Source organism: Inquilinus sp. CAU 1745, assembly GCF_039839375.1.
Classification (GTDB): domain Bacteria; phylum Pseudomonadota; class Alphaproteobacteria; order DSM-16000; family Inquilinaceae; genus JBDOQU01.
In genome coordinates this window covers 324476-339807 of record NZ_JBDOQU010000002.1, presented here as the reverse complement: position 1 = coordinate 339807, position 15332 = coordinate 324476, and the positions used below count along the sequence as shown (strand labels likewise).

13 protein-coding genes are annotated in these 15332 nt (G+C 59.6%); 6 read left to right on the top strand and 7 right to left on the bottom strand.

Features of this window, described 5'->3' with window-relative positions:
* The 5 genes from AAFN89_RS04035 (at position 1) to AAFN89_RS04015 (ending at position 4218) form a co-directional block, all read left to right on the top strand.
* Positions 1–738, top strand: a complete 738-nt coding sequence (locus AAFN89_RS04035; protein WP_347536164.1) for an amino acid ABC transporter ATP-binding protein — start codon at positions 1–3, stop codon at positions 736–738.
* 608 nt (positions 739–1346) lie between these two features.
* Positions 1347–1970, top strand: a complete 624-nt coding sequence (locus tag AAFN89_RS04030; RefSeq protein WP_347536162.1) for a hypothetical protein — start codon at positions 1347–1349, stop codon at positions 1968–1970.
* Positions 1933–2859, top strand: a complete 927-nt coding sequence (locus AAFN89_RS04025; protein WP_347536160.1) for a nucleotidyl transferase AbiEii/AbiGii toxin family protein — start codon at positions 1933–1935, stop codon at positions 2857–2859. Before AAFN89_RS04030 ends, AAFN89_RS04025 begins: the two co-directional genes overlap by 38 nt.
* A 93-nt stretch (positions 2860–2952) precedes the next feature.
* Positions 2953–3864: a DNA/RNA non-specific endonuclease gene (locus AAFN89_RS04020; protein ID WP_347536158.1), complete on the top strand. Its 912-nt coding sequence runs from the start codon at positions 2953–2955 to the stop codon at positions 3862–3864.
* A gap of 141 nt (positions 3865–4005) precedes the next feature.
* A complete protein-coding gene (locus tag AAFN89_RS04015; RefSeq protein ID WP_347536156.1) occupies positions 4006–4218 on the top strand; it encodes a hypothetical protein in 213 nt (70 codons plus the stop codon).
* A 100-nt stretch (positions 4219–4318) separates the two neighbouring features.
* Here AAFN89_RS04015 and AAFN89_RS04010 read toward each other — a convergent pair whose 3' ends face one another.
* The 7 genes from AAFN89_RS04010 to AAFN89_RS03980 all read right to left on the bottom strand — a co-directional run bounded on the left by AAFN89_RS04010 (position 4319) and on the right by AAFN89_RS03980 (position 13854).
* Complete coding sequence (locus tag AAFN89_RS04010; protein WP_347536154.1) at positions 4319–6295, bottom strand: TniQ family protein; 1977 nt, start codon at positions 6293–6295, stop codon at positions 4319–4321.
* Positions 6296–6350: 55 nt separating this feature from the next.
* Positions 6351–7445 carry a TniB family NTP-binding protein gene (locus AAFN89_RS04005; protein WP_347536152.1) on the bottom strand — a complete coding sequence of 365 codons (1095 nt, stop codon included), beginning with the start codon at positions 7443–7445 and terminating at the stop codon, positions 6351–6353.
* 19 nt (positions 7446–7464) lie between these two features.
* On the bottom strand, positions 7465–9606 hold the full coding sequence (locus AAFN89_RS04000) for a DDE-type integrase/transposase/recombinase (protein WP_347536150.1): 2142 nt from the start codon (positions 9604–9606) through the stop codon (positions 7465–7467).
* Between the two features lie 2 nt (positions 9607–9608).
* Positions 9609–10337: a TnsA endonuclease N-terminal domain-containing protein gene (locus AAFN89_RS03995; protein WP_347536149.1), complete on the bottom strand. Its 729-nt coding sequence runs from the start codon at positions 10335–10337 to the stop codon at positions 9609–9611.
* 142 nt (positions 10338–10479) lie between these two features.
* Positions 10480–10800 carry a hypothetical protein gene (locus tag AAFN89_RS03990; RefSeq protein ID WP_347536147.1) on the bottom strand — a complete coding sequence of 107 codons (321 nt, stop codon included), beginning with the start codon at positions 10798–10800 and terminating at the stop codon, positions 10480–10482.
* Positions 10801–11413: 613 nt separating this feature from the next.
* On the bottom strand, positions 11414–12043 hold the full coding sequence (locus tag AAFN89_RS03985; RefSeq protein ID WP_347536144.1) for an Abi family protein: 630 nt from the start codon (positions 12041–12043) through the stop codon (positions 11414–11416).
* A gap of 281 nt (positions 12044–12324) precedes the next feature.
* Positions 12325–13854: an alkaline phosphatase D family protein gene (locus AAFN89_RS03980; RefSeq protein ID WP_347536142.1), complete on the bottom strand. Its 1530-nt coding sequence runs from the start codon at positions 13852–13854 to the stop codon at positions 12325–12327.
* A gap of 229 nt (positions 13855–14083) precedes the next feature.
* Here AAFN89_RS03980 and AAFN89_RS03975 point away from each other — a divergent pair, with 229 nt between their 5' ends.
* A complete protein-coding gene (locus AAFN89_RS03975) occupies positions 14084–14539 on the top strand; it encodes a hypothetical protein (RefSeq protein ID WP_347536141.1) in 456 nt (151 codons plus the stop codon).
* The last annotated feature ends 793 nt before the right edge of the window (positions 14540–15332 follow it).

The window sequence follows — 15332 nt, the reverse complement described above, 5'->3', positions numbered from 1 at the left end:
ATGATCAATGCGATCGAACTTTCGTCCGTCTCGAAGTGGTTTGGGGATTTCCAGGTCCTGAGGGATGTCGATTTCAACGTTGCCGAGGGCGAGCGGATTGTGATCTGCGGACCGTCCGGCTCAGGCAAGTCGACGCTGATCAGGTGCATCAACCGCCTGGAAGAGCATCAGACCGGACGTATCCTTGTGAATGGCCTCGAACTTGGCGACGACATGCGCGGCGTTGACCAGGTGCGCAGCGAAGTCGGGATGGTCTTTCAGCAGTTCAATCTGTTTCCGCATTTGACCGTGATCGAGAACTGCATGCTGGCGCCGATGCAGATACGGGGCCTGTCGCGCGCGGATGCGAAAGCCCGGGCCCTGGGCCTGCTCGAGCGGGTCCGCATCACCGACCAGGCCCACAAGCATCCAGGCCAGCTTTCGGGCGGCCAGCAGCAGCGGGTCGCGATCGCGCGGGCGCTGTGCATGAGCCCTCGGATCATGCTGTTCGATGAGCCGACGTCGGCGCTCGACCCGGAGATGATCAAGGAGGTGCTCGACGTCATGGTCGAGTTGGCTGGAGACGGCATGACGATGGTCGTCGTAACCCATGAGATGGGCTTCGCGCGCACCGTCGCCGATCGCGTGGTTTTCATGGATTGCGGCGAGATCGTCGAGTCCGATGTGCCCGAGCAGTTTTTCACCTCACCGCGATCCGAGCGGACCCGGACGTTTCTCTCCCAGGTGATCGGCCATTGATCGTCCGCACCAGGATTCTGGATCTCGACGCTGGTCGGTAGCGTTCGATGGTCAGGTTGAACCCCTAGAAGCCATATCCCAATGGAAGATATGGAAACAGATGCTCACGATTTAGAGGCCGGTTGTTCCGTCGATCAGAGACATTTGATCACCTTTCCGTATGCGGCTTCAGGGCTGCTGCCCCTTAGGAACTGCTGCATCTTGGCCCGGATCATCGCTCGCGTCAAATCGATGAGAAGTCAGACGCAATGCCGAATCCTACTATGGCGAAATGTTTCCGGAGGCTTCGGCCCGGTGGAATTTGACGCGGCCACACCGGGCAGTTGCGTATCCCCCGAGGGTATGTCACCGAGGCTATATCGAGCGCCCGAAGCCCGACGTCCTTGGAAACTTCGCTCGCGGTACAGTTCTGCAAATCAGCAGGGTCTCACCCGAAGACATCAAACGAGATATCCCTGGCCGGGATAATCGCGAAATCCTGTCAACACTAACACCGATTGCGCGCCACACCGCGATATCACATAATGCATGTAGTCAAGCATATTGACATGCATCGTATAACAGTCTGAAACTGGAGGCGAACGTTGTCTCAGCCGAGGAGGCTTGGGATGTTGCTCGCGGACGGTTCAATGTGGCGGATGAAGGATCTGCTCGCAGAGGGGATCGCCGCGCAGACGGTCAGGCGCGCCGTCGCCGCCGGGACGGTCGAGGCCTTGTCCCGGGGTGTCTATCGAAGGGCGGGCGCTTACGACGAGCATGGGGCTATTCTGGCGGAAGTGAGCGCGAGGGTTCCCGATGGCGTGATCTGCCTGTTCTCAGCGGCTGATTTCCACGAGATCACTGATGTCACGCCGCGCCAGATCTGGGTGGGCATCCCGAACAACCGTCGTCCCCCAAAACTCGATTGGCCGCCCATTCGAGCCGTTCGTTGGCGTGGCGCACCCTCTTTTGACGTCGGTGTCGAAGAGCGGGTTATTCACGGAGTCCCCGTGCGTATGACCACGCCCGCGAGAACGGTGGTCGACATGCTGCGCATGATGAAAACGGTGGGAGAAGATCGGGCGCTGGAGTGCCTTCGCGATTATGCAGCGAATGGCGGTTCGGCGGGGGAGGTCCGCGTGATCGCGGACAGAATAGGCGTCGGACAGAGACTCCGTCCCTACGTCAGCACAATCCCCTATCTGGAGGCCGGTCATGCGAAACAGCATCGGAGCGATTGGAGGAAGTCTTAAGAAGCAGGCCAGGGAACGTGGCGTCAGTTCGGAAATCTACCTGTGCCGCTGGGTTATGGACGGCTTTCTACGGCGCCTGTCACGATCGAAGTACGCCAGAAGGTTCGCGCTTAAGGGTTCCCTTGTCTTCATCCCCTGGCATGGGGACTGGCTACGGTCGACGAACGACATCGATCTCGAGGGCCTGGATGACGCTGACGCCGGGAGCATGTTGGGGATTATCGCCGACATTGTGGCTCTCCCAGTAGAGAAACAGGACGGCGTCGTCTTCGATCTTGAAACTCTCAGGACGACACCGCTCGTTGGAAGCCGGGTCGCTGGTGACCGGGTTCTGTTGCGATCTCATATCGGACCGGCGCGGGTGCGGCTGAAGGTGGATGTCGGATTTGGACATCCAATCACACCTGCACCGGAAGAGCGGGTCTATCCAAGCCTGCTCCAGGACTTCCCGTCACCGACGATCCTCTGTTGCACCAGAGAAACCGTTGTCGCCGAGAAACTCGCGACCATCGTCGAATTCGGTGCGGACAATACGAGGATCCGCGACTACTACGATCTCTGGACGCTTTCGAACCGATGCTTCTTTGACGCCGCGAAAGTCGTCAAGGCGATCCGGAGAACCTTCGCCCGCAGGGATGCCGGAGAATTCCTCCTGCGAACAGATGGCTATTGGGAAGCGGCCCTGGATCAGGAGTTCGCTTCGAGCAGAGTTGGCCAAATCTGGGCGACCTGGATCGGGGAGCACAGCTTCGAACACATGCTCCCACAGTTCGACGATGTCCTCGAACGCGTGGCGGAGTTCGCGAGACCGTTACTCGACGGCGTTCGATCGAATTGCATCCCCGACGCCGTCTGGCGGCCGCGATTTGGGTGGGTGCCGAGGTTTTAAGCGCGGGCTGGTAGCAGTAGTAGATCACCGACAACGATCAATTCATTGGCCCGTGATATGGGTGACGGCACCCATGAATCAGAGGCGTCGCCCATGTTCTCCCTTCTCCGAAGCGCCACGGCTGCCCTTGCTCTGTCCCTTGCGACCATTGCTGGCGTTTCGGCTGCCTGTCCGGACGAATACGCGATGGGCGCGCCGCCGGAGCTCCTGAACGAGCGGATGTCCGAACGGACGAATGCTCTCTGTTTCGAGGAGATGGCCGTCCTGCATTCCGGGCTGACCCGGACGCCGCTCTACGCCGCGGAGTATTTGGATCGCCAGCAGATCCTGGAGGCCTGGGAGATCGAACGCGACGATAGCTTCCATGCCGAGGACGCCTTGCCGGAGGAGTATCGGAGCGAACTCGAGGACTATCGGGGATCGGGCTGGGATCGTGGCCATCTCGCGCCCGCGGCCGACTTCCCGACGGCTTCAAGTCAGTCCGAGAGCTTTTCCATGGCCAACATCATCCCGCAGCATCCGGGGAACAATCGGGAGATCTGGGCGGACATCGAGCGCACCGTTCGGGCGTGGGCGCTGGAGAGCGGGGAAGTCTATGTAGTCACCGGCGCGTCGTTCATCGGAGCGGATCTACAGGCGCTCAACGAACGGGTGGTCATCCCCACGCATGTCTGGAAGGCGGTCTATGATCCCGTCGCGGGGATGGCCGGGGCGTACTGGACGCCGAACGTTGATGACGCGGGCTGGACCGAGATTTCGATCGCTCATCTCAGAGAGACCGCTGAAATCGATCCGTTTCCGGGATTGCCCGAGGAAATGAAGGCGAGCACCCACGATCTCCCAGACCCCATGGACTACATCGATCGCCAGGGTTTCTATGCCGTCAGTGGTCCCGCGGACGGGAGTGCAGGGGTGTCGCCCGAGGCGATATCTACCGAGAATACCGGGAACGTGGCCGACGATGCCCTGAGCGCGATCCGGGATGTCCTTCGGCTCCTGAAGTGACATCCCCGACGGCTGCGCAGCGTTAGGAGCCGCGCCTGGTGTCCCGTTGAACTTTTCTGGAGGACGAGACTGAACATGGCGAGAGTCCCTGCATCCCCTACCTCCGAAGGCATTGTGCCATTCCGCGACGAACATGCAGTCGTGACCATCGGTGAAATGACGATCGAAAACCGTACCGATCGGGTAACCCTGCATGGCGGAGTTGACCTGACACGAGATCGCGTGGGCTTGGAGCGTGCGCGGCGTCTGAGGCATATCCTTGATGCCATCGTCTCATCGCTTGAGAGCGAGGAAGATCTGCCGGAGGCTGTAGCGATCAAGGGGACAACGACCGTGCGGAATCCCTTCGGGTAGCTGCCTCTGCGTAAGCGCTATTTCCAGCGTAACGGTGGCCGGGTCGACGGATGATCCTTGCAAATCAGGAGGCTCGTTCCCGTTTTGCAAGGATCATCCTTCAAGAGCGATGGGCGAATGCCCTTGCTACACCACCGTCCCCCGACGCGGTACGAGCCCTGCCCATTTCCCCAGGTTCCCGGTGGGTCCCGTAATTCAGCAGCCTATCGGGGACTCCTGGGGGGCAGTTTGCGACAACCTCCGCGGGGGTGTCGGCGGCCAAGTCGGATGACTCGAGTGCGGCAACATCGCATCTCCTGAATAGATATTGCCGCCCGCCATCGACAGTCGGTCCCGAAACTGGGGTAATATCTCGCTCCATCAGGTGATCGGCTGACCGGCCACAATAGCACCCTCGTCGCAGGCCAAGTTGGCTGGCGGTGACGTAGGTCTCGCGGAAGCGCCAGATCTCATCGGCGGTTATGCGACGCCCTCTGCGGTGCGGCTCCCGGATGGTCCGAATAATTCCCGCGTTGCAGAGGCCATAGACGACTTGCTCCTTCAGCCTCAACTCTCTGGCTGTCTCGGGGATCGAGAGGGATGACCATCCTAAGACCTTTTGACAGATCGTGGCGTCGACGAGAATCCGCGCCAGGCCAACAGCACCGGCCTCGATAGCCATTGGCCCGAACTGACCATCGATGACGGCCTGAAGCTCCTTTTTAATCTTCCTGCCGCGGGATTCTAGGATGCGGAGTGCGCGAGGCAGCGGAATCGGGTGGGCTGCTGGCGTAGCGGCATCTGCACACCGTTCCAGCCTGTCGAGCAGCGCCACGAGGTCTGAGCGCCGCCAGGATGTCCGCCCGAAGAGCTCAGCAGCCGGGCCCTCGACAGGCCGGAGGAAACCCTCATCGAGCACGACGGCTGCAATATCCTTTGGGCACCCCAGAAGCCGCCGCGCCCCATCTCTGCCCACGAGATCGTCCAGATCTCGGCGAAGCGCCGATACTGCCGCCATTTCGACGACGATCGGCGCTCCACGCCCGCGGCCGTCGCGGACGATGATTATCCCGTGGCGCTCGAGGACTTTGTGAACTCGAACGATAGATCGCCGAAGCCGGTGCGCTGCCTCCCTCAGTGTGAGCGTGTCGCCTCGGTGATCGACCTTCCCGGATCGAGAGTGGATGAAAGTACGCCGCGCCAAATACATGCGCACCGCATCGTGCAGCAGTGTGCGCAATGAATCCCTCCCATCGGGATCCCACGCCCAATCGATGAATGGTCCGAACTGTTTCGCGAGCCCATACCGCCCGGGACGGCCCGCCGCACCCTCTGAAAGGGCATCGAGGTATTTATCGAAGTTGCTCGGCCACGCCAGACAGGTTCGGTAACCAGTGTCCAGCAATCGATGAAGATCTGCTCTGGTCGACGATAGCTTGATCGGCCGTGGCCGAAGGCGAGCTCCGGTGGCGAACCAGCCGAAATGCAGCAGGAGTGAAAGCGTTTCGTCGGCTCCAAGACTCGCGAGCGGTTCGCCGACATTTCCATCGCTTTCTGCACGAACCGGTCGGCCAAGCATCCGGTGGGCATGGCTAACTCCAGCCAGTTCCGCCGGTGGAACCTTCTCGGCAGCCGCCCTGCGAAGGTCCATGCCGCAACGACAGATCAGGATGGATCCGTGAGACCATCCCAGCCTTCTACGGCAAGCGGGGCAACGGTCGATGAGGCGGACGGCGTGATCCGGGCAAACCGTCATTACGCTGATGTCCCAGACAGCGCGGTGGTAAGGTGCCTGCAATAAGCACGAGGGACAGGCGCGGCGATGTTGAAGCGTGACCATCTCGCGTCCGAGGCGGTGGTCGAGAAACCGCACATGACCTTCCTGCGTCGACCGCCAATATGTGATGCGCTCGAGACTCGGTGGATCGACGCCGCTGGCTGCCGATAGCAGCCCGAGGTCAAATTGCGTGGTGGCCGCTGTGTCTACCGTCGCAAACGGAATTCCAACGAGCCGCGCAAGCCAAAGCGGATTATCGATGTGATTCTGTTCAGCGAGGCGGATGAGGAAGCCGACGAGTGACTCGTCGGCTTCCGGCATCACGCGGAGGGGCAGCCGTACTGGGACATCAGTCCGAGTCATGGCGCTGCATTCTTCAGGCAGGAAGAACGTCGGCTTGTCGGACGGCGCGTTTGCCCTTCCTCAGGCGGGTAACGCGGGATCGCCGCTCATCCACCTCAGGCGCCTTCAACGGCTTGAGCTCTTCGCTGTCGAAGGGATTAAACCAGTCCGGGTTGGTGTCGTCGCGGAAATCCTCAACCGTCTCTCGCAGAAGGTCATCGCTGAGGCACTCGGCTCCCTCTTCCAAACCACGAATCGCAGCAGCGACGAGTAAGTCGACAGCCCGCCCGAACAGCCCATTCGAGAAGTAGTGGATGCGCAGCGCGATGGACTTGCGTGCCAGACGCGAGGGCTTACCGAACGGTAGATGCGGCTCGTACTCGTCGATTGCAGCACGAAAGAAGTCTTGCTCGGCCTGGACGTTCCAGTCGAACGGTTTCAACGAATAGCGGCCGACTGACCGCCGCTTCAGTTGTACGTTCTCCTCATAGACGGCCGCGGCCTCAGGGGTCCCGGCGAGGACGAATGGGCAGATTGCCGCGTTCAGCAATCCCTTAACGAAATCGGCCGCCCGGTAGATGACGCGTTGACTCTTGGAGTCGATGAGATGCTGGAACTCATCGAGGATGACAACCCGCACTTCCTGCTCACGGAGGTGGTGCTTAACGCGCTCGGTCAGTGACACTTCGGTACCCTTCGCAACGAGAGCCTCCGGAACGCCCAAAGCGCGCAGCATGTGCTCAGCGAGAGCCTTTGGGGTGCAACTGGGCGGAACTTCGACGTAGAGGACCCCGAGCCGGTCCTTCAGCCCGGCCGTGTCCACCCCAAATTGCCTTGCCCACCGGAGCAGCAAGGCCGTCTTGCCGCTACCCGACAATCCCGTGAGCAGAACGCACCTCGACGGACTGCCAACCTCCAAGCCGAGGTTACCGTAGCGCATGAGTCGGTCGAGCGAGTTCAGCACGTGCCGAGCCACGGGATGTGGAACATAGACCCTCTTCAGACCTCGAATTTTCTGTTCGTATTCCTCAAACCGCGCATCCTCAGCGCCCAAAATGGGAAGAGCGGAAGTTGCATGTTCGGGGATGATGGGGGTGGCCTGGGAAGGCTGAGCGTTGTGGGTATCCATGGTCATTCTCCTCGGCGGGTCAGGGCAGGATTTCGGCGACGATGCCTGAGGCGGCCGTCCGGGTCCGGAACGACAGATCATCGTCATCGTCATCGTCATCGTCATCGGCATTCGGTCGGGCATCGGTCGTCGGAGCCGCCTGGCGCTGGGAAGCCGCCGAGGCCTTCCGTCGACGCCTGGTCGATGGGGCTTTGACCGGTGCTTTCCCGGCAGCAGTAGGGGACGACGTTTCCACCCCGGTGACCTCCGCCGTGGGCGCAGACTCGGATTCGGGCAGTAGGTCGTCCCTATCCTCGCCGATGGCGGCGATCAACCGCTTGCTCGTCAGCTTCTTCGCGCGCTTCAGCATCTGGATGTCCGCGCGGAAATCATGCCGCGTTTCCACGAGACGAGCGACCGTGACACGCTCGTAAGCCTTGAGCCGCTCCTTGACCTTCTGGCGTAAGATCGCATGCTCCGCGAGCGACAGATCGGTGGTGTACTCCGGGTCAACCGAGGGTACTTCGATGAAACGACCCGTCACCCAATCCTCGACCTGAATCGAGTTCAGGTCTTCAGCGTTGACCCGAACCTTGACCGTGTCGGGCTTGTCGGCGCGATTAATAAGCCGCTTAAACTCCTTGGTCTTTGCGCTGTAGAGCAGACCGTGGAGGCTAATGCCCGTCCGCGTCAGCTTGCGGTCCTCGACGTGGGACAACAGGATGTCGAGATCGCCCTGCCGGGACGGCATTGAGACAGGGCTCTTTCTGACCCCTTCTTCCCATTTGACGACCGGTGCGCAGTCGATGCCCCGATGGATCGACACCGAGTAGTCGTCGACGATCCACTTCAGGATGCTGCACTTGAGGTCGGCAAGCGTCATTACCGCCTCCTTCTCGGACTTGTAATCACCCCTCTGCTTGGTGTTGGAGAACGTCGTGCCAGGAATCTTGTGCAGGTGCTGCCTGGTGAGACGGCCGAACCACCGCTCGATTTTCCCTTTGTACCGGGGCTTTCGAACCGGGCAGTAGATGATGTCGATGTTGAGGGCGAGGCATGCCTCCTTGAAGCTGCGGCTGTGAAACTCCGGCCCGTTATCGACGACAATCGCCTTCGGCTTGCCAAAGCAGGGCCAGTTGTTCCGGATGCTCGGATAGCGCTCGAGAAACTCCTCCTTCGGCCGGATGGCGTTCCGCAGGCACAGCATCACCGTGTGCGCCCCTGGTGGCATGAAGCCGATATAGACGCCGATGATCATCCGCGTGTATCGGTCCAGCGCGACGGTAATCCAGGGCCGTCCCAGCGGGACATTGCGCTCTGCATCCAGGACGATGACGTCGAGAAGCGTATGGTCCATCTCGACCTGTTCCAAAGGCCTGGAGGCCTGAGGTCCACGAACCACCGGCTCACAGGTGCGGTCGGCCTCGATGGCGCCGCGCTGCCCTTTGACCACGACATCGGTGTCGATGGAGTTGAGAAGCCTGTACAAGGTACGAAGGCTCGGGCGCCGGAGCTTGCCGTCCCTATCCAGGAAGCGTGCTTCCCTCCCTTCCGGGTCGAGATAGTCGATACGCTTGTTGGCAACCGCCAGGATTTCCGCGCCTGAATCCTTGTTCGGTTTCAGCCACATTTCCTCGATGGTCTCCAAGACGATATCTTCGACATCGGGGTCGAAGCGGTCCTTGCCGTTGCCGCGGAGGTGGAAGCGTGGTGCGATGCACCGGATGTCTCGCAAGTCCGGTGAGCCGATTTGGAACCAGCTGTCGAGCCACCGCGACAACTGCCGCACGCTCGGCCGCTCAGCATGGTTCTCGGCTGCGGCGACCTCCGCAATCAGACGGGCGAGCGCCTTTTTCGAACGCTTGCGAAGGCGCTGATTGACGTAGGCCTGCATGTACGGCAGGCGCCATTCGGCGGCTTTCTTGATCGCTTCGGGCAGTTGCGTGTATGGCCGCTCGAGCATGTTCCGATGGCGGTCATTCAACTCGCCATTCGGGTCGATCACTCGGATCAGCTCGTTAGCGCTCCACAGCGTGGCAAGCTCCGCGTCGGTGAACGACACAAATCGGTTATCCCGGATGTGCCTCAGATTGAGTTCACCCGACGCCGCGCGGCTTTCGATGCAAAAGAGTTCGCCGGAAATCTCGACGACCTCGTTCACGGACCAATTGATAGCAGTCATTCTTAACCTTCCTGGCTGAGAGCGTTGAACGGGCTCGTGATGCGGCTGTCGGCTGACAACGGCGCGCTTTCGATGTCGATCTCGAAGTGCCCTCGAATGGCCATGCCATAGAGGTCTCCACGACGCTCGGGCTCAAAGCCGAGCGTTGCTTCGAGATCGCCGAGTGTGCTTGGTCGCCGGACCGCAAAAGCTTCGGCGACGCGCAGTTTCAACCGCTCATTCGGAGCGCGGTCGCGGTCCTCCAGCATGATCGTGACGTTGGTCAGGAGCGGTTGACGCCGAACGTCGTTCTCAGTCATCACCCGGTAGTTGATGCCGCGCTCCGCGTAGGCGGCTGCGAAGACCGCGAAGAGTTCCGCATTGTCCGGATCATCGGCATCGGCCTGGTATTTGACCTCGACCATCTCCGCTCTGCCGTCGCCATACTCGACGTAGAGGTCGGGGTAGTACCGACGCATGATGCCCTCGTGTCGGTACGGCAGCATCTCGGGCTGAGCGAAGAAGGCGTCGACGGAGTTGTCGACCTCCATCAGGCGGAGGCAGTCATATTCAAGCTGCGATTCCCAGGGCACCAGGCCGCGCATCTTGACGCTGCTCAGATAGCCGACGACCCGCTTGGTTCTCTTCGTGACAACCCTGCGGACCGGGCGCGATGCCACGGTGGGACATGGGGTGCGGAGTGCGGACACACGTCGAGCCGTGGCGCTCCGCAGCGCATGAGTATTCTTCATGAAAGGGATTCCTGGATTCGATCCATAGGCCCGGAGCAGGCTCCGGGAAGCTTCACCGTTGGATGGCTAGGCTATTTGGAGATCCAGGATGTCCAGGCAGGTCGCCCGGTTCAGGACATTGGTAAACATCATCCCTCCGCCCCTATCGAGTCGAACGGACGTGCGCACGACGGCGACGCCTACGCGACTTGTGGCTCAAGGGGGCCATCGGGATGCATCGGCACATCGTCTCAATCGAAGGGGGCTCCGGGCTCATCACGGAACCGATGATGCACCGCGATTCCCAGTCGATCGCCGTGGCGACGAATGGACGTACGGTACCGCCATTATCGTCGATCATCAGAACATCCACGCGGGCGATGTCGATGACGATCCGACGAGAGGATGTCAGGGTTGTCGATGTGGACTGCCGAACAAGCTTGCTCAGCATCCGCTCGGCGTTGGCGAGCGTCGGATGAGACATGGGAAATCTCCCAGACAAAGACCGTCCAGGCCGCGTTTGATGCGCGACCCTCTAAGCGTAGAGAGTGCCTAGGCTATCGGTGACTGGGAGAACGGAATCGCCTCCGGCAACAGCCGGAGCTTCTCAGCAACAACGATGGCGAGATCACGATTCATGCCGTTAGAGTACTCGGCTATGATGCATTTGTCAAGAAATATTATGTCGTGGGATGTGGATGGCCGCTTGCTTTGCCATTTCCGATCGTACGGATCGTCTTCCGGATTAAGGTGGACGACTGAGGCGATGCTACGCATGCGGAGTGCGATCAGTCGTGGATTGCGTTGGGCCCATTCATGGGATCTGCACGATATGCCGCTCGCTACTAGCGACATATCGATTGGATGCCATTGCCGATCCATATACGAGACGTCTGCCTGGTCAGGATGTCCACTTAGGTCTACCCGGACATCTGCGAACCGCCTTATACGCAGCATCCTGATTGCGCCTCAGGCACGGGCTTTGCCCGCGTGAAAACACCAATAACGAGGCTGGACAACCCTGTCTTACCGCGATGTTTAGCTGGAGAACACGAAGCTATCAGATGCGTCGCGGCAGAGGCCGGATTGCATCCGCTCTAAGCCTGGCCTTGGAGCAGATTATGTGGCACCGGAGCACATGCCCAGACACGGTGAAATGCCGAAGTCCTTTCTGCCGCATTTCGTGTATTAACGCACAGCATCCCGATAACTTCTAACGTTCTTTCGTAGTTCTCCGGCACCGGCTTGCATATCAGGTCTTTATGGTGGGCCACGTTATTTCTGAAACTACGGACGAACTCCACTCCTTCGTGAAGATCTGTAATATTTTTATCTCGTGGAAAACCTGCCACTATCGTATGGAGTTCAGGTTTCCATAGGTGAGGATGGAATTTCCTTGTGAATATGTTTACCCAGAAGCCAAATGTCAGTTCGCTAGTGATGTAGTCAGAAAGGTTGCCTCGGCGTTGCCTAGCGACTTCATTCTCATATGCGTCATTCAAATTCTGGGCAAGGCCTGACTGTCCCAGACGATGGTTAAGGAGGTCAGTATTTCGATACCAATGCTTTCCGTACTTGCCAACAAGCCTTCTCATCGCAACGTTCCGGATCGTGACCTCTGCGATATGTAATGTTGGCAGAAGCGAACCAGCGACTGCCGCATTCCATGTATGCAGGCGTACCGCCAACCGTAGGTCGCCACCGGCTAAGTCAAGGTAGCGTTTCATGCGGGGAGCCGATACGGCCTTCTTGACTTTTTCCAAGGCAGTGCTTGGCACGGAATTCAGGTCTTGCAGAAAGCGATCGGCTGCCTTATACGTTGCGCATGCGCTAACGGGTTCCATTTCTGCATATGCAGTCAAATCCCCGGTAGACAATGATATGGGGGCTGGACCTACGGGTGCCAGCCCCCCTTTGTTTTCGGCTTCCCCTAAACTGTTCAAGCGTCATTCTCCAACTGATTCGTCGATCAACATACCAAGCACAGATCTTAGGCGCAGCCTCCCCATCAGCTTGTCCCTGAACCTGTAGAAAGGTGAAAGGCTTTTGGGCGGAGCGGGTGGATCACCTTGGTAAATGGATACTGTTCACCCTCGACGATCCAGTTCGCCCAGATTCTGGCGCCCGTGGCCTCCGGATCAGGCTCGAGACTCAGAAAATTCCGCCCACCGATGAATTTGTCCGTCGTCCCCGGAAACTCGATCATCCGGGCGACGATACCGCGGTCGATCTCATCATCGCTGTCAAAGATGTGCCGGAGGGCGAACAGTACGGCTGCGTTTGGTCCTGGATGGACGATGCCGGATGAGATCAATTGGTTGATGACCGTGGCATTGCTTCCCTGCTCCGATCGGCTTGATTCTATCAGTCCGAGCGCGGCGACATGAACGTCACCTGAGACGATCGTCGGCCGGATCTGCCGTTTCTCCGCGAAGGCCAGGAGTCGATGGATCAGCCGAATGCGTTCCCCCTTATGCGGTCGGCTGTTCCAGTGGTCCCGGAGGTCATCCTCTATATCCTGCTGACCCGGCACTGCACCAAGGAAGCGCTCCAGCGTGTCGAAGCCGGGATAGACCACGGGGATGCTCGACATCACGATGAGGTGATCGAGCTCGGTAAGCCCATCGATCCACGCATAGACTGCGTCCCAGTGTTCGCGACTAAGCACACGGTCGATGGTTCTCTCCGACCGCATATCGAGAGCCAGAATCGCGGTGTTGCCGATGATGTGGCCGAAGGTGAAGCCTTGATCGGGCGCGATGGCGCCCTGACGAATTTCATGTGGGGCAAGCTGCTGTTGGAAGACAGCGAAAACCTTCTGAGCGATCGGCCACAGTCCCGCGAAGACCGGACAATTCTGTCGCTCCGGCAGATAGGATCCCCATCCATCGATGAGGTCATGGTCGTCCCACATAAGTAGCGAGGGAACGCGAGCCAGCATGTGGGCAATCTCGGGCTGCGCCCATCGCCTGGTGTAGAGATCGAAGTAGAAGCCCTCCAACTCGGTGCCCATCTCAGCGGTGAACTCGGCTGCATTGCCTTCGGCAAAACTTAGTTCATTCCAGTCTCGTATCGACGGAACGGTTTCCCACATCGAGTCGGCGTAGACTTGGTCGCCGCCGAGAAGCAGGAGTTGATAGGGTTCGGTGTTGTGCTTCTCGGCCATGAGGGACCAGAGACGGTTCTTGAGGTCGATCCCCTTCATCGCTTTCGGCGACGAAAACCCGTTGCACGACCCGTAGGCCATGCGAGGTGCCTGCCCCACTGCTGGCAGTGCTACCTCATAGCTTTGCCCAAGGATTTCGTAGGTGAGGCTCGAAGGCGTATCGCCAAGCGTGGACTGGAACCGGTAGCGATAGACATGCTTTCCCTGAACGCTCCATAAGAGGTCAGGCCCTACGGTGCTGCGCCCGGATGCATCTTCCAATGAAAGCTGTCCCGGATCTCCGTCGGTAACGACCAACGCACTGAGATGCCATTCATTTCCGAATTCCCCGCACCCGCGGAACGAGAGAACGGGCCCCATCAGACAGGTCATACTCACTCCAAGCTGTACCCCCAACTGAACGGACACTCGCATAGATAGAAACCGGCCAACAACCGGTTTTTTCGACCTAGAGGCCGAAGCCCCGTCGGTCGAAGCCGTCATCGAAAAGTCCTCCGGCCACTGTCAACGCTGGATTGTCGACGCAACTCTCGTGGATACGCATGGTGCCTTGCATAAGCTGCAGGCACCTTCATTGACCTAGTCGCCAATGGAGAAACCGATGCTCGAGATCGATATGCTTGGACCCAGGCCCGTTGATGAGGACGATAATCGGCTCCTCATCCAGGCTTTGGACGCGATGGAAGACGCAGGCGATGACCTCGCCCAGGCCGTCGTTCACGCGCGCTGGGCGCTGGAGATCGATCCTGCCTGCGCTTCGGCAATGCTCGTCCTGGCAGAGAACGCTCGCAACCGAGCGGAGCGCATTGCTCTGCTCAAGGAGGTCGTGAGCATTGGGAAACGGGAAGTCGCACCGGAGTCCGACTTTCACATCAACAACACGCGCGTGATCATGACCGCTCTTGCTGAACTCGGCGACGAACTGTCAGCCGTCGGCGATGTCGACGGGGCAGCCAATTGTCTCCGTCTGCTCCTCGACATGGAACCTCAAGACCGCCTTGAGGCACGTATCGCGCTCGAGCGAATCGAAGGCGGCGGGTTGGCCCTGCGGCCGTGAGATGTCGCTGACGTAGCGGGTTGGACATCGCCGCCTAACGGGCTCCGGAGCACGTCAAAGCAGGATGCCAACAGAAATGTCAGTGCTAGAACCGAAGGAAACGACATATGGACACTCATGACCCCCTGACGTCGAGCCACACCGATCGCCTGGGAATCGATGGGGTGAGTGCCCGACGCTGGTCAACTCGCGCTCCGGTCCCGGAGATTGGAGTCTTCCGTCTCGCCGCTCGCCTTACGGATCTATTCGTGGCCTTCAGGGAAGCGCAGATCTCACATGCCCGGAAAGCCGGGCTGAGCGATCCCGCTGGCGCCGTCATTGTGATCGATGGCGTCGGCGAAGCGGTCGGACACGGTATGCTGATGGCTTCTGTGCGACGGGAGGACTGCCGCCCCTACAACGGTAATCCTTATCTTCTCATCTCGGCATATCACGAGGGTAGGGGCAGATGCCGATGTGTTCCGGGACAGGAGGACCCCGCTGCCGACGATAACGCGCCACCTGACCTGGCAGTCTTGGCTAACCGAATCGACAAAGCGTTGACCGACGCGCGGCAGATCATCCCCCGCATCGCAATCCGGAACTCATTGGCGCCGCTCTGGATGGTCGATAAGACACCTCTTCGTTGCACCGTAGGCGCGCACCCTGAGGTTGGCGCAGGCAATCCCTATCTTATCATCCGCAACAGCGTCGTCGCGGGGGTAGCGACACCGAGATATCCCGCGCCAGACTTTGCAGCATAATGGCCAAACGTGGATGCCCTGAATTACCGCCCGGGAGATGGTCCGGACTT

What these genes read in the sequence shown, in the direction of transcription:
- AAFN89_RS03995 (WP_347536149.1), bottom strand. Translation starts at nt 10,337, where the DNA reads ATGAAGAATACTCATGCGCTGCGGAGCGCCACGGCTCGACGTGTGTCC.
- AAFN89_RS04020 (WP_347536158.1), top strand. Translation starts at nt 2,953, where the DNA reads ATGTTCTCCCTTCTCCGAAGCGCCACGGCTGCCCTTGCTCTGTCCCTT.
- AAFN89_RS03990 (WP_347536147.1), bottom strand. Translation starts at nt 10,800, where the DNA reads ATGTCTCATCCGACGCTCGCCAACGCCGAGCGGATGCTGAGCAAGCTT.
- AAFN89_RS04000 (WP_347536150.1), bottom strand. Translation starts at nt 9,606, where the DNA reads ATGACTGCTATCAATTGGTCCGTGAACGAGGTCGTCGAGATTTCCGGC.
- AAFN89_RS03975 (WP_347536141.1), top strand. Translation starts at nt 14,084, where the DNA reads ATGCTCGAGATCGATATGCTTGGACCCAGGCCCGTTGATGAGGACGAT.
- AAFN89_RS03980 (WP_347536142.1), bottom strand. Translation starts at nt 13,854, where the DNA reads ATGACCTGTCTGATGGGGCCCGTTCTCTCGTTCCGCGGGTGCGGGGAA.
- AAFN89_RS04010 (WP_347536154.1), bottom strand. Translation starts at nt 6,295, where the DNA reads ATGCCGGAAGCCGACGAGTCACTCGTCGGCTTCCTCATCCGCCTCGCT.
- AAFN89_RS04030 (WP_347536162.1), top strand. Translation starts at nt 1,347, where the DNA reads ATGTTGCTCGCGGACGGTTCAATGTGGCGGATGAAGGATCTGCTCGCA.
- AAFN89_RS04025 (WP_347536160.1), top strand. Translation starts at nt 1,933, where the DNA reads ATGCGAAACAGCATCGGAGCGATTGGAGGAAGTCTTAAGAAGCAGGCC.
- AAFN89_RS04005 (WP_347536152.1), bottom strand. Translation starts at nt 7,445, where the DNA reads ATGGATACCCACAACGCTCAGCCTTCCCAGGCCACCCCCATCATCCCC.
- AAFN89_RS04035 (WP_347536164.1), top strand. Translation starts at nt 1, where the DNA reads ATGATCAATGCGATCGAACTTTCGTCCGTCTCGAAGTGGTTTGGGGAT.
- AAFN89_RS03985 (WP_347536144.1), bottom strand. Translation starts at nt 12,043, where the DNA reads ATGAAACGCTACCTTGACTTAGCCGGTGGCGACCTACGGTTGGCGGTA.